This is a genomic window from Nocardioides hungaricus (assembly GCF_054782915.1).
On record NZ_BAAGRO010000018.1, the window covers coordinates 18,911 to 35,131 of the forward strand.

A 16,221-nucleotide genomic window follows, 5' to 3' on the forward strand; every position below is an offset into this window, starting at 1 on the left:
CTCCCCAGGGAATGCCTCCGTGAACGAGGTCAACGTGCTGATCCTCGCGATGCCGCGCGAGACGCAGCCGGCGGGCGATGGGAGCCGGCAAACACCAGCACGCCGTCGTCCACGGGTCCGGCCAGCAGCTCCTTGGTTGCCTTGTGGTCCTGCGGGTTGATCCAAGGCGCTCGACCGCCTTGCTTGGGCAGGACCCCGTTGGCTCGTGCGAAGTAGCCCGAGCTGATGCCCGAGATGAAGGGCTCGCGGACGAGTTCCGTGTCGTCAGCCCCCACGGTGGGGACGACGCGGGTCGCGCCCGTCTCACGCATGTGGGCGACGACCCGGGAGACGAAGTCCGCCACGAGCTCGATCCGAACGGTCCAGGACGTGTTGATGTAGCCGAAGAAGAAGAAGAGGTTGGGGACCCCTGAATAGGCGATCCCCTTGTAGGTCCAGCACGACGAGAAGTCCACCGGCTCTCCGTCGACGCTGAAGCTCGCCTCGCCAGGTGCCACGAGCTGCAAGCCGGTCGCCGTGACGACGATGTCGGCCTCGATCTCCTCTCCTGTGGTCAACCGGATGCCACCTTCGGTGAAGGTCTCGATGTGCCCCGTGGCAACGACAGCGCGGCCGTCCGCGATCGCGTCGAACATGTCCCCGTTGGGCACCAGGCACAGCCGCTGGTCCCATGGCTGGTAGTCGGGCGTGAAGTGCCGCTCGAGGGTCTCTTGCCCCACCCTGGTGCGAATGACCTCGAACAGGGCCTGCTTGAACGCTTCCGGGTCACCTTGGGCCGCCTTGTAGGTGGCCTGCTGGCGACGGGTGTTGCGCGCCCGGATGTAGCGGTAGGACAGCCTCGAGCCGACGACCCGCCGGAGCCTGCCGGCGAGCTGGTCGACGTCAGAGTCGACCGCGAGGTAGCCAGGCGAACGCTGGAGCATCGTGACCTTGCGTGCTGTTGTCGCGAGGCTCGGGACCAGGGTCACGGCCGTGGCACCCGATCCGATCACGACGATCCGCTTGCCGGCGTGGTCGAGGTCTTCCGGCCACTGCTGCGGATGGACGACCTGGCCCTGGAAGCGCTCCAGGCCCGGGAAGTCCGGGGTGTAGCCCCCCTTGTAGGAGTAGTAGCCCGACCCCATCAGCAGCATGTTGCACGTCAGCTCGACCTGCTCTCCGCGGCGCTCCACCACCAGGGTCCACACGTCGCTGTCGCTCGACCAGTCCGCCTGGGTGAGACGGTGCCCCAGCCGGATGCGTGGGCGCAGCCCGTGCTCCTCGACCGCCTCGTCGAGGTAGTCACGGATCGACTCCCCCGACGCGATGGACTTCTCGCGAGTCCAGGGCTTGAAGGAGTAGCCGAGAGTGAACATGTCGCTGTCCGAGCGGATCCCGGGGTAGCGGAAGAGGTCCCACGTGCCGCCGACGCGCTCACGGGCGTCGAGGATGGCGAAGGACTGATCGAGGCCCTGCTTCTGCAGCTCGATGGCCGCAGCGATACCGGAGATGCCGGCACCGACGATCAGGACGTCGACGTGTTCCGCTGCAGGCATGGGCGTTCTCCATCATGTCGAGTGGCCTTGGTCCGACGGCGTTGATCAGTGTCGGTCGTACGACTTGGTCAGATGACCCAATAGTCGGGGTCATGTGCACCCCTGTCAAGGGATGCGTCATCTGGAACCGACCGTTTCTTCGCCGAGCACCGGGCCGAAAACCCTTGACTTCCGCGGACCACCCACGGCACTCTGATCAAACGACACGATCAAGTGATCGACTCGCGCACCAGCGGGCCCTCCATGAGTTAGGCGAGAACAGCATGACCACTTCTGCTACGGCGCCCACCGCCACCCTTCGACGGGTCCAGAAGGACACACCTGTCGCCGACATCCTCGAGATCGTGGATGCGGACGGAGGAGTCATCATCGAGAAGTTCCTCACCGAGGACCAGGTGCGTCGGTTCAACGAGGAGACCCAGCCCGCCCTGGACGCCCTCGGCGCCGGCTCCAAGAACTCGGACGAGTTCGTCGCCGAGTTCCACGGCAACCAGACGAAGCGGCTGACGAACCTCGTCACGATCAGCAAGACCTTCCGCGAGGAGATCCTTGAGCAGGACCTGCTCTTCGACCTGGGGGAGGCCATCTTCCGCGAGGAGTCCGGCGACTTCTGGTTGACGACCGGGCAGATCATCGACATCGGTCCCGGCAACAAGGCCCAGATGTTGCACCGCGACCTCGAGAACAACCACTTCGCCGTCACCATGGGCAAGTCCGGTCCCATGGTGATGGTCAACTTCCTCATCGCCCTGACCGACTTCACCGAGGAGAACGGCGCCACCCGCGTCATCCCGGGCAGCAACCACTGGGACGACTACGAGGACCGCGGCACCCCCGAGATGACCATCCCGGCGGAGATGAAGGCCGGCGACGTCATCTTCTTCAACGGCAAGGTCGTCCACGGCGGCGGAGCGAACGTCACCGAGAGCGAGCGCCGGCGCGGGCTCACGATCCCCCTGCAGCCGTCTTTCCTGACACCGGAAGAGGCCTACCCGTTGCTTGTCGACCTCGACCTCGCCCGGACCCTCTCCCCCCGCGTGCAGAAGCTGATCGGCTTCCGTTCCCAGTACCCCAAGGGCTCGCCCGGCCTCTGGCAGAACAACTACGAGGAGATCGCGAACCACCTCGGTTTCTGAGCTTCAGATCCCGCGCGCAGAGCACTAGGAAGCCGCTTACTGCACTGCTCGCTCCCCCGTCAACGTCAGAAGGCCGCCGATGAACGACACCGCCCACCCCACCCGCACCGCACTGGTCACCGGCGGCGCAGGCGGCATCGGCGCCGCCTGCGCCCGGGCACTCGCCGCGACGGGTCACCGCGTGACGGTGGTGGACGTCGACCTGGAGGCCGCACAGGCGGTGGCCGAGGAGATCGGTGGCCAGGCCTGGGGCCTCGACCTGCTCGACACTGCCGCGCTGGAGACGATCGAGCTCGACACCGACGTCCTGGTCAACAACGCCGGGATCCAGGTCGTGAGCCCCCTCGAGACCTTCGACCCCGAGGCATTCCGGCGGATCCATCGCCTGATGCTCGAGGCACCGTTCCTCCTGATCAGGGCGGCGCTGCCCGCGATGTACGCGCGTGGCTTCGGCCGAGTCATCAACGTCTCCTCGGTCCACGGCCTGCGGGCATCGCGGAACAAGGTCGCCTACGTGGCGGCCAAGCACGGGCTTGAAGGGGTCTCCAAGGTCACTGCTCTCGAGGGCGGCGAGCACGGGGTGACCAGCAACTGCGTGAACCCGGCCTACGTGCGCACACCCCTCGTCGACCGACAGATCGCGGCCCAGGCTCAGCAGAACGGGATCCAGGAGTCAGAAGTGCTCGAGCAGGTCTTCCTCGCCCGCAGTGCTGTGAAGCGCCTCGTGGAGCCCGCCGAGGTCGGCTCACTCGTGGCCTGGCTCGCCTCCGACGCCGCCGGGATGGTCAGCGGCGCGTCGTACTCCATGGATGGCGGCTGGACCGCCTGAGCCTGCGCTGGCGGAAGCTACCTGCGTCAGCGCGCTGCTCGTGACGCGATCAACGTCTCCAGCATCTGGCCCACAACCTCGAGGTCCGCATCGAACCGGGCGCGGTCGTGGTGGCCGTGCCACTGCATGATCATGCCGTCCACGATCCCGACGAGCAGCCTGGACAAGGGATCGACCAGGGACTCGTCGTCTCCTGGCCGCAGCGCGCCGCGGAGCTCCTTCTCGAGACGGCTGTAGAACAGGCCGTAGACCTCGGCGGCCAGCCCTGCATCGTCACCGTCCTGACGCAGGGCCCAGAAGTACAGCTCGTACTCGGCGCGGGCGTAGTCGTCATGGGCGATCGTCCAATCAGCGGTGTTCGCGATCCAGGCACGGGCCGCGGGCGCAAGCCCGACTGGTTCGCTCGCATCCGCGTCGCTCGTCGAGATCTCCTCGGAGAGGTGCTGGAAGACGGCGAAGAAGAGCTGCTCCTTGGTGTGGAAGCAGTAGTGGAGCGTCGCGAGCGGGGCGTCGGCCTCCTCGGCGATGCGTCGCGTCGTCGCGCCACTCACGCCGTGCACGGCGATGATGCGCACCGCCGCCTCGATGAAGTCCTGGCGTCGCTTGTCAGCGGAAATCCGAGCCATCGCGATCCCTTTGGTCAGGTGACGTAGTCATACGCACAGGTCGGATCGTATCGACTGGCTCGAGTCCCTTCGTGCACCGGCGCGAGACCGGCGTCACGTCAACCGCCCGGTCGTCACGTAGTGGTGCATCGCCATGGATCGGTAGCGCAAGGGCGGGAGCTCGTCGACCGTGACGAACCCGGGCCGGGCGTTGATGACGTCAGGAATGCGGTTCACCCATTGCGTGCACGTCGTCGAGTAGGACGGGACCACGCCGTTGGAGAGGAACAGCTCAGGCTCACCCCCCAAGGTCCACTCGTTGATGTCGCTCTCCCCCGGTCCGTAGACGTAGCCCGACATCTCGAAGGTGAACGACGGACCTTCGACCGTGTGCATGACGTCGACGTCGGAGTAGCCGACCACGACCCCAGCAGGCAGGGTCGTGCCGATGCTCTCGGAGACCCGGTCCTCGTCAGCGACGACGGGACTGACGCTCGACTCGTACGCGCGGGGCGTGAAGCCACCGATCTGCGCCAGCGCGCCGAGGAGGTTGCGCCCGTAGGTCGGCGGTGCATCGGCGGCCGCCACGGATGCTGCGAACTGGTCCAGGGTCTGGCCGACGTGCTTGCTCTGGATCACGTCCGCTCCGTACTCGTCGGCATTCCACGTGGTCCGCCCGTGCACGGACTCGATCCGATGCGAGGCGCCCATCAGAGCGCCCACCATGTGCACCCAGAACGAGTCCTGGTGTCCCCCTCCGGTGATGGTCACATCATGCGCGCGAGCGATCGCATCAAGCTCGGCCGCGAGGGCTGGGGAGGAGTTCCACGGATAGAGAGCCTCTTCCGAGATCGTGACGACGTTGACCCCGTGCCGCGCACACATCGCGAGCTGGTCGAAGATCTCAGGGATGAAGCTCTGGGTCGCCAGCAGGACGATGTCCGGGCGTCGCGAGGCAATGACGTGCTCAGCATCGGACTCCACGAGCACTCCCAGTGGGGCGATCCCGGCGAGCTCGCCGAGGTCTGTGCCCACCTTCTGCGGACTGCGAGCGATGGCACCGACGACGTCGACGCCCTTCTCGGTCATCATCCGGGTCGCCTGCAGCCCCATGGCGCCGGCGCCGTAGACCACTGCTCGTACTCGCCTCATGGACCGTCCTTCGTTCTGTCGCGACACCCCTCCACTCGCTGCCTGGGGATGTTCAAATGACTTGGGCGTTTGATCAAGTCATTCAACTGTGTCGTGGCGAGGGCATTCCGTCAAGCGCTGCGACAAGACACGGTCTCGCGTGCCAGCAGGGGTCCACAGTTGAGGTCAGGCCCGCATCGTCTTCACCTGGGCATAGAGGCTGCCGTCACCGTGCCCCGCGGCCGACGCGATCTCGAGGCTGTGCAGGTTCGCCGAGATCAAGCCCGCACGCTCCCCGGCGTCGATCATCGACTGGCGACACGAGCGGATCCCGGAGAGATAGACGTCGAGGGTCGCCTGGTCGGTGCTGAAGTCGCCCGCTCGAATGGCCTCTACGGACTCCTCCAGGATCCCCCTCAGGAACTCGAGGTAGTAGTCGAGCGAGTCGGCCATCGTGTCGATGCCGACACCTTCTGCCATGGCGAACGACACCGCCTCGTGGAACGCCCCGATCGCAACACAGTGGAAGCCTCCAATCCAGGCCGCGTCGAGGACGTTGGCATTGCCGGGCGCCTCGCCCACGAAGGGGAGGCGGCCCGACAGCAGCGTCAGGGGGCCCACGAGCTCGCGGTAGGCCTCCTCGTCGCCGGCGTAGTAGAGCATCGTGGACCTCAGACCGATGTCGTGGGGATATGCCGCGATGACAGAGTCGACGTAGCGCCCGCCTAGCCGCGTCACGAGCTCGTGCTGGGCGACCGCCTCCGCAGACGTGCCCGTCGTGAAGTTGACGACGGTCTTGCCCCTCAGGTCCTGGTCCTGCAGCAGCTCCGTGACGATCGACTGGTCGAGGACGACCAGGAAGAGCACGTCGGTCGCGGCCACCGCTTCAGCGACAGACTGCGCGCCTGTTGCGCCGAGCTCGACCAACGGCGCGATCTTGTCGACAGTGCGGTTCCAGACCGTGACGTCGACGCCGCCTGCCAGGAGGGTGCGACCGAACGCGCTTCCCATCAGACCCGTGCCGAACAACGTGACCTGCATGAGCGTCTCCTTCGTGTGGCCGCACCGCACGTCAGCGTCGCCAGGCGGCGCGGCGACCGCTAAACAAACGAATGTTTGTACGCTAACAGAATCGAGGAGCCCACTCCCTAGAGTCACTGGTCCTGATGCGACGAGAGGTATACCCGTGACGAAGCCGTGATCATGATCGTCGGAGCCGGGCCGGGCGTCGGTGGCTCTGTCGCCCGTCGGTTCGCGAAGGACGGGTACGACGTCGCGTTGCTCGGCAACGCTGACGAGGCCATGCGCGTACTGGCGGGCGACCTCGAGAGCACGGGTGCGGCAGCCCGGTGGTCGGTGGCAGACCTCACAGACGTCCCTGTGGCGCGGGCCGCCATCGGGGCCTGGGCGAGCAACTTCGGGAGGGTGGACGTGCTCCACTTCAACCCGAGCGCGTTCCGGCAGAAGGACCCGCTCGAGCTAGAGATGGACGAGCTCCTCGCCGATGTGGCGCTCGGCGTCGGTGCGTTGCTCACTGAGGTGCAGGCAGCTCGTCCGTTCATGTCCGCCGGCGCACGCGTGACGGTGACCGGGAGCATGGCGGCTGACGAGCCGTCGCACCAGGCGGCATCGCTGGGGGTGCAGAAGGCCGGCGTCCGCAACCTGGTGCAGAGCCTCGACACGACGCTGCGCCCGGACGGGATTCGCGCTGTCTCGGTGACCGTCCGCGGGGCCCTTCGACCGAGGGGCCGTTCACGCCGGACCGCGTGGCCGAAGCCATCCACGCAGCAGCGGGACAGGACGAGGCCGACTGGCTGACCGAGGTGCCCTACCAGGGCTGAGCCGTCACCGGCGTCCAGCGGCCGGTAGCCGCGCGAACGAGCAGTACGCACCATCGGGGTCGAGTAGCGTCAGGCCCGGCGACCCGGCAGAGACGAGCGTCGCCCGAACGAGGAGGGGCAGGTCGATGCACTCCCCGCGCCCGGAGCCCAACGGAGCGGGGCCGGAGACCGTGCTCGGCAAGGCGTTGTCCGTGCTCCTTGCCTTAGCGCGCGCCAGAAGCCTCCATGGTTCAAATCTCTTGTTGCCCTCACCATGAAGCAGCACCACTTCGCCGCATATGCCGCCGCAGAGCAGCAACGCTCTCACATGGCACGCCGACGAATTTGAACCAGCGACACGCGGTCGCAACGGATGAGTTGTCCGCACCACTCGTGGTGCTGGCCGCGCCTGAGTGCCAGCGCACCAACCAGGTCTCAGGTCAGTTTTCGGGGAGCAAAGCGCGACATAGGTCGAAATGCTTCAAGAAAGCAAGTGGCCCCTGATTTGCGTTTCCGCAGGTCAGGGGCCACTTTTGTTGTAGCGGGGGCAGGATTTGAACCTGCGACCTCTGGACTCACAGTTCGGTGGTGACGGGTTGCGAGCCTGCTTGCTGCTTTTTGCTGCCTCGCGCTCTGACCTGCGCAAACGCACAGTGAACGAGGCGACGGCGCCCAATCCTCTTGATGCTATCTGACGTCGCTAGATGGCTTGCGATACCGTTTTCGGGACATAAACGTGGCATGGCTCGAATCTCATCCGAGCGAAGGCTCGCTGCCCGCCGCAGCCAACAGCAGGCGGTCTCGACCGGCGCCGGGTACGCATCATCCGGCCCATCGTGGACGGCTGCACGACCTGACCGTCCCAGTCAAGGGTGAGGTCGGAGATCACGAGCACCCGTTCGCGGGTGACAGGGATGAGGCCCGGGTCCTCGACGATGATCGCGCCGTAGAGGCCTCGGAAGACTTACGCGAGGACGCGACGGCGACCTCCGTGACAGGCGCGGGTACATCCCCGCCTCTGTGGCCCGCTCCGCGCGAATGACAGCCGCGGACAGCATCCGTCGGTCGACCGCCTCCCGATTTGCAGGAAGGCCGTCGCGCTACCCCTCGGTCGTTCGGCGGCGTTTCCCGTGTCCGTCACTTCGCTTGGTACGAATCCGGCACATGCCCGTCTGACTGACCCTCACAAACGCGGCCGCGGAACCGGGGCCCAAGGGGGCCGTCGCAAGCATGACGATTAGGCGAGCACGCGGACAGCGAGCTGAGACTGGAGCACTTGAGCGAGAGAACCGTCCAGTCCCCGCCGCGTCCTGAGCTGGCTACGCTCATGGCGCACCGTCTTCTTGCCCAAGCCCTCACGGCCGGCCACAGCCTCAGCCGCCGAGGTCAGCGACAGGCGCTCCGGCAGATCCGCAAGCGCCTGCCTACGCATCCTTCCAGTCCTCGAGGATGCGGCATCAGAGCCGGCGCTCGAGACTGAACCTCGTGGGACGCTGGAAGAAACGAGCGCGGTACCGAGCAGTACCAAGGTGACGACAGCGGCTGCCAGCCACGCCAGGTGAGTCGTGAGGGCATGGGGCACGAACATCGTGTAGCCCACTCCGCCCAGTGTCACGACCAACAAGGCCACCGCCGGTGGCCACACCCACACCTGGCGTAGGGCGATTACCAGCGCCACGGCAGGCACCCAGTAGGACACCTCGCTGGCGAGGCTGTCGAGGTCGCGTACGGCGGCTGCCGGGGCCTCAGCGAACGGAACCGCGTCCACCCAGTCGGCGAAGAACATCGCCGCGCAATGGAACGCCAAAATCGCAGCTGCTGTCACGGTCACGACCAGGTCGCCTGTTGAAATTGCGCTGGAGTGGCTTCGCCACAGTGGACGCCGAGCGGCGAGACGTGCTCCGACCAGGACACTGGCCGTCGCCAGCAGCAACCCCCAGTAGATCGGTTGGTCCACCGACAAACCACCTCGATGATCGTGTGACGACGACCGTTCGGACGGCGCGCCGCGGGATCTCTCTCCTGGAATGCTAGCTCCGCACCACGTGGTCCAGGTCAGGCGGAGATGCCGGTCGCCACAAGTCGGATCGGATAACCGCCGGTTGGCAGTGCCGGGAGTCGACCGAAGTCGACGGGAGCAGACGGGGCCACCGCGGTATAGGTCATGTGCCTGACGAACTGATCGAGGGCCACGACCATGAGCCGTGTCGCGATCGGCTCGCCGGGGCACCGATGATGCGCAGCGGGGTCGCCCCCGCCCTGAGGCACGAACGCAAACCGATCGGGTTCCTCGCCGAGGAACCGTTCGGGGTCGAAGCGTTCCGGGTTGATCCAGTACCGGTTGTCGTGGTTCGTGCCATACAGGTCGAGCAGGACGCGGCGGCCCTTCACGAACAGGTGGCCCCCCCAGTGGAAGTCCTCGCGGACGACGGCAGCCACAGCCGGGAAGAACGGGTAGTGACGGCGCACCTCTTCCACGAACGCCGTGTCTTCACTTCCGTCACCGGTGGCGAGCCGCTTCCTCCAGGCCGGATGAGCGTCGAGCGCGTGCGCAACGAGCGTGATGTACACCGCCGTGGCGATTGTGGGTCGCAGCACGTTGAGCAGCTCCACCCCTGCCACGCGGGACGCCATCGGACGACCGTTCGGCTCACGGTGGTGGGCGACGACGTACGCCGCGGACGACGGAGGCGGGTCCAGCTTGCCGGCCCGGACGTGATCGATGACGGCGGCGGCCCATCGGTCAGCCGCTCTGCGAGCGGCCCGCGAGCGAAGGTGACCGACGCCGATCTGCCCGGCCTCGTCGAAAAGGGCACTGAGCTGCCGGGTGCGGTCCTCGACCTCGGCCGCAGGCAGGGGTACGCCTGCCCACTCGCAAACGGCCAGGGTCAGCAGCTCCTGGAGCCGGGGATAGAGCTGAATCCGTCCGACGGCCTCCCAGTCGTCCACGGCTCGCCGCCACGAGCGAGTGACGCTTTCGGCAAGCGCTTCAACTCGGTCGGGTTGAACGATCTGGAGGAACATTGCCTTGCGTTGGCGATGGTCCTCGCCGTCGAGACCCTGTACGCCTCCTTGGCCGAAGAGGGTCTTCTGCAGTGCACCTGGCGCAGCTCCGGCCCGCTGGAACCGTGCCGGATCGTAGAAGACACCGGCGGCCTCGACGCCGGTCATGCAGGTCGTCGGCCGCAGCAGGAGCCGGGTCAGGAAGGCGTCTGCACCGAGCTCGGAGGCCCGGCGCGAGATGAAACGGTAGGGATCGCGAAGCAGCGCGATCGTGCTGCCGGCCGACTTGAGGTCCGAGAGATTCAAGGTGATCACCCTTCCGGTGTCGTTGGTCGACGGTACCCACGGTTCCCGGCACTAGGCACGGCGCACGGTCGGTGACTCATCGCTGTCTCTTGACCTCTGCCTCGCCCGAAGTGCTTGAGCGCAGGGCGTCGGTGCCGACAGCCAGCTCGGTGGCGATGGTCGGCAGGGCGACGTTCGTGATGGGGATACCGAAAACCCGCTCCGCCTTCCTCTTGTGTCCGGGATGAGCCGGGTTGGGTCAGTCGGTGAGGCCCAGCCGTTGGTGCAGGCGCCGTAGCGGCGCGGGGGCCCACCAATTCGCCTCTCCGGCCAGTCGCATGATCGCGGGCACGAGCAGGGCGCGGATGATGGTCGCGTCGAGAATGACGGCGAGTGTCAGGCCGACGCCGATCACCTTCAGGGCGGTCAGGTTCGAGGCGGCCAGGCCAGGAAGACGGTGACCAGGATGGCGGCCTAGCGTGATCGCTGACAGCGGACGTGGACGATCAATCACACTGCCGCTATCATCGGGCTATGTCAATGACAACGACCCATGCCGACGCGGGCCTCAGGCGCGGCGCGGCCCTGTTCCACGGCCTCGCGGACCGCAACCGGCTGTCAATCATCCGCCATCTCGCCGATGAAGAGCGACGCGTCGTGGACCTCACCCAGGCCCTCGGGCTGGCTCAGGGAACCGTGTCCGGTCACCTCGCCTGCCTCCGCGACTGCGGCCTCATCGTCGGGCGACCGGAGGGTCGTCAGATGTTCTACTCCATCGCCCACCCTGAGCTGATGGATCTTCTCGGCGCAGCCGAGCAGCTGCTCGCCCTGACCGGCGAGTCGGTCGACCTGTGCCCCATCTACGGACCCGCTGACCCGTTGTCCGAGTCCCGCCCCGACGCCCCCACCACGAAGGAACGTGCACTGTGACTGACGCCTGTGGCTGCGGCTCCGACGAGCCCCGAGAAGACAGCAACGAACTGGAGGAGCAGGAGCCCGAGCGTCTGTGGGAGGTCAGTGAGCTGCGGTTCGCCGCTGCGGCCGGCCTCTTCCTCGTCGCCGGCTTCGTGGCTGATCTGAACGACGCATCCCAGGGGGTGGTGACCGGGCTGAACGCCGTCGCCCTGGCGCTCGGCGCGTGGACCTTCGTCCCTAACACGCTGAAGCGGTTGGCCAAGGGCAAGATCGGGGTCGGCACCTTGATGACGATCGCCGCTGTGGGCGCGGTGATCCTCGGTGAGGTTGCGGAGGCGGCGATGCTGGCCTTCCTCTACTCCATCAGCGAGGGCCTGGAGGAGTACGCCGTGGCCCGCACGCGTCGCGGCCTGCGTGCCCTGCTCTCACTGGTCCCGGCCGAGGCCACCATCCTTCGCGACGGCTCCCAGGCCGTCGTGGCTCCTGCCGAGCTCGCCATTGGTGACCTGCTTCTGGTGCGGCCCGGAGAACGGGTCGCGACCGACGGCGTCATCCGGACCGGCCGCACCGCACTCGATGTCTCGGCCCTCACCGGCGAGTCCGTCCCGGTCGAAGCCGGCCCCGGCGACATCGTCTACGCGGGCTCCATCAACGGCACCGGCGTCCTCGAGGTCGAGGTCACCACTACCGCCGAGGACAACTCCCTGGCGAGGATCGTCACCATCGTCGAGGCCGAGCAGTCCCGCAAGGGCGAGGCCCAGCGCCTGGCCAACCGCATCGCCAAGCCCCTGGTCCCCGGCATCATGGTCCTCGCCGCCATCATCGCCATCGTCGGCAGCCTGATCGGCGACCCCGCCACCTGGATCGAGCGTGCACTGGTCGTGCTGGTCGCCGCCTCGCCGTGTGCGCTGGCGATCTCCGTGCCGGTCACCGTGGTCGCTGCCATCGGCGCCGCCAGTCGCATCGGCGCGTTGGTCAAGGGCGGCGCCGCCCTCGAGGCGCTCGGCCGGATCCGGACCGTCGCCCTGGACAAGACCGGCACCCTGACCCGCAACGACCCCGCCGTGGTGGAGGTTGCCACCGCACCCGGCCACACCCGCGAGCAGGTGCTGGACGTCGCCGCCGCGCTGGAGGCCCGCAGCGAGCACCCCCTGGCCCGCGCCATCCTTGCCGCCGTTCCAGAGCACCGCGACGCCGAGGGCGTGGAGTCCGTCACCGGCGCCGGTATCATCGGAGTGGTCGACGGGCGGCCGGCACGGCTCGGCCGGCCGGGTTGGATCGCCGCCGGCGAGCTCGCCGAGCCGGTGCGCGGCATGCAGGAGGCCGGCGCCACCGCCGTGCTCGTGGAGTACGACGGGGTCGTGATCGGTGCCGTCGCCGTCCGCGACGACCTGCGACCCGAAGCCGCCGAGGTCGTCGCCCGCCTCCGCGCCGACGGCTACCAGGTCGCCATGCTCACCGGTGACAACGAGCGCACCGCGACCGCCCTGGCTGCCCAGGCTGGGATCAGCGACGTCCATGCCGACCTCCGCCCCGCGGACAAGGCGGCCATCATCCACCGGCTCCGGGAGCAGCGACCCACCGCCATGGTCGGCGACGGCGTCAACGACGCCCCCGCACTGGCCACCGCCGACGTCGGGATCGCGATGGGCGCCATGGGCAGTGACGTGGCGATCGAGACCGCCGACGTCGCCCTCATGGGCGAGGACCTGCGCCACCTCCCCCACAGCCTGAACCACGCTCGCCGCGCCAGGTCGATCATGCTGCAGAACGTTGGCCTCTCGCTCGGCCTGATCACCATCCTCATCCCGCTGGCTGCGTTCGGCGTGCTCGGGCTCGCGGCCGTGGTCCTGGTTCACGAGGTCGCTGAGATCTTCGTGATCGGCAACGGCGTGCGTGCGGGTCGGGTTCGCCCGCTTGCGGCGGCACCTGCTGGTGCGTCTGCGGCCACCGCTGTTCCAGCGAAAGCCGGGGCACGGTGAGCCGCGGTCCCGCCAGCGCCGCCACTCGAAACCGAACCCGACGCGCTTCAGTGATTGCAACGGCCGTGACGGCCGCCGCGATCGACCTGGGAGCGAAAGCTGCCTCAGAATCGCGACTCGCGGACTCGACGGTCGACCTCGGACTGATCCAGCTCCGGCTTGCGTACAACAGCGGCGTGGCATTCTCCGTCGGCAACCGACTTCCCTCGTGGGTGATCGTGGCCGTGACCGGGACGCTTGCCCTTGCGTTGGTCGCGTACGCCTGGCACAGGGCGCCGCGCGCCGGGTGGGTGGAGCGGATCGCTGGAGGCGCCGTCATCGGCGGAGCCGTGGCCAACCTGGTCGACCGTGCCGGCGACGGCGTCGTCACCGACTACCTGCACACCGGCTGGTGGCCCACCTTCAACCTCGCAGACACCTTCATTGTTGTCGGCTTCATGGTGATCGCCCTGCTGCAGGCCCGTCCCGAGAGCAAGGGCGACCAGGCTACGGACGCGGTGCCGTACGTCCGACCCGCTGCCAGCACGGACACCACCACAGACACCAAGCACCCGTAGCCAGCGGCGCCGACGACAGTCGACACCGCCGAGACGAAGGAGACATGCGCGTTGATCACTTCCGCGTTGCAGGCGATCGGCCTGTTCCTGGTCACCAACATCGACGACATCATCGTCCTGTCCCTGTTCTTCGCACGCGGAGCAGGCCAACGCGGCACCACCACCAAGATCGTGGTCGGGCAGTACCTCGGGTTCGGCGCCATCCTCCTGGCCTCGGTCGCGGTGACGTTCGGGGCCGGGCTGTTCCTCCCCGACGACGCCATCCCCTACTTCGGTCTGATCCCCCTGGCGCTCGGGCTGTGGGCCGCCTGGCAGGTGTGGCGCAACGGGGACGACGATGACGACAGCGTCGCCGACAGACCGATCAGCGCCCTGACCGTGGCCGCCGTGACCTTCGCCAACGGCGGGGACAACATCGGGGTCTACGTGCCGGTGTTCCTCACGGTCGGCACGGCAGCCGTCGTGGCCTACTGCGTCGTATTCCTCGCCCTCGTACTGGTCCTCGTCCTCGCCGCCAAGTTCGTCGCGACCCGCAAGCCGATCGCCGAGGTTCTGGAGCGCTGGGAGCACGTGCTCTTCCCGCTCGTCCTCATCCTGCTCGGCCTCGTCATCCTGATCGAAGGCGGCGCGTTCGGCCTCTGAGCACACGGGCCCTGTGCGCGACGTCGCTTTCCCGAAGAGGAACGTCGACCGCCTCAGACCAGGCACCGCCCAGCATGTCCAGAACTCCGCATCCTCAACGGCGATCATGTCGCGGACGGCAGGTCCGTCCCGGCCGCCTCCTTCGCTGGGATAAGTCGGGGGACCAGCCGGATGCAGACGAGCATCCCCACCAACTCGACCAGGGTCTGGGTGACCACGATCGCCGGTGTCACAGCGTATGCCGCAGGTAGAGCGAGCGCGAGAGGAAGCACGACGAGCGAGTTGCGCGTCGCCCCCGTGAAGACCAGGGCACGCGCCCGTCCCACGTCCAGGCGCGCGACTCTCGCGGCCGCTACTCCCACTACCGCCATCACCACCAAAAAGGCCGCGTAGACGGGCACCGCCGTCGCGACGTCGTTGAATCGGCCCCTGAGCTTGGGCACCTGGCTGCCCACGACCACGAACAGCGTGGCGGCCATGACCGGCACCATCGCGGCATTCAAGCCGCGGATGACTACCTGGCCCGCTCTGCGCCGGGCGGCGAACGCCTGGGAGGTCCATGCCAACGCCAAGGGCAGCAAGATCAAGATCCCGAACGCCTCGACGAACGGCCTGATCTCCACGATGTCGGCAAGCTCCGGGCCAACGAACAGCCACAACAGCACCGGCAGAACGGCCAGCTGGGCCAGCATCAAGAGCGGCGAGGCTGCGACGAGACGCTGGCTGTCTCCCCCGGCGAGCCCGGAGAACACGATCACGTAGTCGATGCATGGGGTGAGCAACGTCAGCAACACCCCGAGCAGGACCGCCTGCTCCAAAGGGGCCACGGCGACCAGACCGGCCACGGCGAGCGGCACGGCCACGAAGTTGACGGCCAGCACCGTGACGAGGAACCTGGCGTCGCGGAACCCCGCCGTGACCTGGGTGAACGGAACCTGTAAGAAGGTCAGATACAGCAGCGCACCCAGCACAGGATAGATGCCAGCTTCGAGCGGATGCGAAGTCCCTGGCCACGTCAGACCAACTGCCGCCCCGGCTGCCAGCGCGCCAAGGTAGATCGCGATCTGGTGACGCTCGAGGACTTTGACGTCGGACACTTGTTTGCTCTCCCTGGGATGGCCCTCTCAGTTCGTCCCAGGCGAACTACGTTCGCCTGATCGGCGCGACTGATCCTTCGTCCCACCCGGGAAGTGTCGGCCCCCTCCGTGGCTTCCCGGGCGCCTTCTACCCTTGGTATGGCGACCGGGTCCCCAGCTCGACTTGGTCCCCAACGGCTGAGCAAGCCCGGCTGCCACCCTCGCCCGACCACGGGCTGGGGTGAAGCACAGTCAGGTGTCGGCTCGCTCGCGCGGTGTGCGCCATCACTTTAGATGGTCCAAGCATGTCAAGCGCCGGCGCGGTGCAACTTCGGACGCAGAGACGTGGCAGGCGCGCCACTACCCAGACGCGAAGACGGCGACGGAATCGATGTCAAATCCGACGGAAATGTCTAGCGACGCGGTATCAGTGCGACTCCCGTCTGCGTCAACCTGGACGGAGATCCCGGACTGCGTCAGAGAATGTCCCGAGTTGGGATGCGAACGACGAAGGCCCTCCGCCGGTGGTGGGCGGCGCGACGGCTGCTAGTCGAGCGCCCCACCCCTTACGGAAGGTATGCTATCGGCATTGGCAGCTGACGCTGAAGAGACGATGTCCAGGGACCGTGAGCGCCAGCTGTTGGTTTCCAAGATCGCTGTCCAATTTCCAGTCGATGTGTCTAGAAGTCCCAAGCGGTTGTCCAG

The 16,221-nt window shown here is 67.3% G+C and carries 15 protein-coding genes; 7 read left to right on the forward strand and 8 right to left on the reverse strand.

Features of this window, described 5'->3' with window-relative positions:
- Positions 1–29: 29 nt before the first annotated feature.
- Entirely contained in the window at positions 30–1,535 is a 1,506-nt protein-coding gene (locus ACYVKX_RS07520; RefSeq protein ID WP_460830192.1) for a flavin-containing monooxygenase, read from the reverse strand.
- A gap of 263 nt (positions 1,536–1,798) precedes the next feature.
- Here ACYVKX_RS07520 and ACYVKX_RS07525 point away from each other — a divergent pair, with 263 nt between their 5' ends.
- Both ACYVKX_RS07525 and ACYVKX_RS07530 read left to right on the forward strand, forming a co-directional pair.
- Complete coding sequence (locus ACYVKX_RS07525) at positions 1,799–2,671, forward strand: phytanoyl-CoA dioxygenase family protein (RefSeq protein WP_460830194.1); 873 nt, start codon at positions 1,799–1,801, stop codon at positions 2,669–2,671.
- Positions 2,672–2,750: 79 nt separating this feature from the next.
- On the forward strand, positions 2,751–3,500 hold the full coding sequence (locus ACYVKX_RS07530; protein WP_460830196.1) for an SDR family oxidoreductase: 750 nt from the start codon (positions 2,751–2,753) through the stop codon (positions 3,498–3,500).
- A 26-nt stretch (positions 3,501–3,526) separates the two neighbouring features.
- Here the strand turns inward: ACYVKX_RS07530 and ACYVKX_RS07535 are convergent, their stop codons facing one another.
- From ACYVKX_RS07535 to ACYVKX_RS07545, 3 genes are all read right to left on the reverse strand, one after another.
- Positions 3,527–4,126 (reverse strand): TetR/AcrR family transcriptional regulator, encoded by a 600-nt coding sequence (locus ACYVKX_RS07535; protein WP_460830198.1) that lies wholly within the window; start codon positions 4,124–4,126, stop codon positions 3,527–3,529.
- Positions 4,127–4,219: 93 nt separating this feature from the next.
- The gene (locus ACYVKX_RS07540) at positions 4,220–5,257 is read right to left on the reverse strand and encodes an NAD(P)H-dependent amine dehydrogenase family protein (RefSeq protein WP_460830200.1); all 1,038 of its coding nucleotides are present in this window, start codon (positions 5,255–5,257) and stop codon (positions 4,220–4,222) included.
- A gap of 165 nt (positions 5,258–5,422) precedes the next feature.
- Positions 5,423–6,277 (reverse strand): NAD(P)-dependent oxidoreductase, encoded by an 855-nt coding sequence (locus tag ACYVKX_RS07545; protein WP_460830202.1) that lies wholly within the window; start codon positions 6,275–6,277, stop codon positions 5,423–5,425.
- Positions 6,278–6,439: 162 nt separating this feature from the next.
- Here ACYVKX_RS07545 and ACYVKX_RS07550 point away from each other — a divergent pair, with 162 nt between their 5' ends.
- Positions 6,440–7,054: an SDR family NAD(P)-dependent oxidoreductase gene (locus ACYVKX_RS07550; protein ID WP_460830217.1), complete on the forward strand. Its 615-nt coding sequence runs from the start codon at positions 6,440–6,442 to the stop codon at positions 7,052–7,054.
- Between the two features lie 1,239 nt (positions 7,055–8,293).
- Here ACYVKX_RS07550 and ACYVKX_RS07555 read toward each other — a convergent pair.
- The 3 genes from ACYVKX_RS07555 to ACYVKX_RS07565 all read right to left on the reverse strand — a co-directional run bounded on the left by ACYVKX_RS07555 (position 8,294) and on the right by ACYVKX_RS07565 (position 10,858).
- A complete protein-coding gene (locus ACYVKX_RS07555; protein WP_460830204.1) occupies positions 8,294–9,013 on the reverse strand; it encodes a hypothetical protein in 720 nt (239 codons plus the stop codon).
- A gap of 98 nt (positions 9,014–9,111) precedes the next feature.
- On the reverse strand, positions 9,112–10,374 hold the full coding sequence (locus ACYVKX_RS07560; protein ID WP_460830206.1) for a cytochrome P450: 1,263 nt from the start codon (positions 10,372–10,374) through the stop codon (positions 9,112–9,114).
- A 229-nt stretch (positions 10,375–10,603) separates the two neighbouring features.
- Positions 10,604–10,858 (reverse strand): MMPL family transporter, encoded by a 255-nt coding sequence (locus ACYVKX_RS07565; RefSeq protein WP_193667646.1) that lies wholly within the window; start codon positions 10,856–10,858, stop codon positions 10,604–10,606.
- A 20-nt stretch (positions 10,859–10,878) separates the two neighbouring features.
- Between ACYVKX_RS07565 and ACYVKX_RS07570 the strand changes: the two genes are divergently transcribed.
- Genes ACYVKX_RS07570 through ACYVKX_RS07585 form a run of 4 tightly spaced genes read left to right on the forward strand, consistent with a single transcriptional unit; the run spans position 10,879 to position 14,440 of the window.
- Positions 10,879–11,274: an ArsR/SmtB family transcription factor gene (locus ACYVKX_RS07570; RefSeq protein ID WP_224280276.1), complete on the forward strand. Its 396-nt coding sequence runs from the start codon at positions 10,879–10,881 to the stop codon at positions 11,272–11,274.
- Positions 11,271–13,241, forward strand: coding sequence for a heavy metal translocating P-type ATPase (locus ACYVKX_RS07575; protein WP_460830213.1), 1,971 nt, complete (start codon positions 11,271–11,273; stop codon positions 13,239–13,241). The genes ACYVKX_RS07570 and ACYVKX_RS07575 overlap by 4 nt, the downstream gene beginning before the upstream one ends.
- The gene (lspA, locus tag ACYVKX_RS07580; protein ID WP_193667648.1) at positions 13,238–13,798 is read left to right on the forward strand and encodes a signal peptidase II; all 561 of its coding nucleotides are present in this window, start codon (positions 13,238–13,240) and stop codon (positions 13,796–13,798) included. Before ACYVKX_RS07575 ends, lspA begins: the two co-directional genes overlap by 4 nt.
- A gap of 51 nt (positions 13,799–13,849) precedes the next feature.
- The gene (locus ACYVKX_RS07585; protein ID WP_193667649.1) at positions 13,850–14,440 is read left to right on the forward strand and encodes a cadmium resistance transporter; all 591 of its coding nucleotides are present in this window, start codon (positions 13,850–13,852) and stop codon (positions 14,438–14,440) included.
- Positions 14,441–14,544: 104 nt separating this feature from the next.
- On the opposite strand, the gene ACYVKX_RS07590 is transcribed toward ACYVKX_RS07585, so the two are convergent.
- Positions 14,545–15,537 carry a bile acid:sodium symporter gene (locus ACYVKX_RS07590; protein ID WP_460830216.1) on the reverse strand — a complete coding sequence of 331 codons (993 nt, stop codon included), beginning with the start codon at positions 15,535–15,537 and terminating at the stop codon, positions 14,545–14,547.
- Positions 15,538–16,221: the final 684 nt, after the last annotated feature.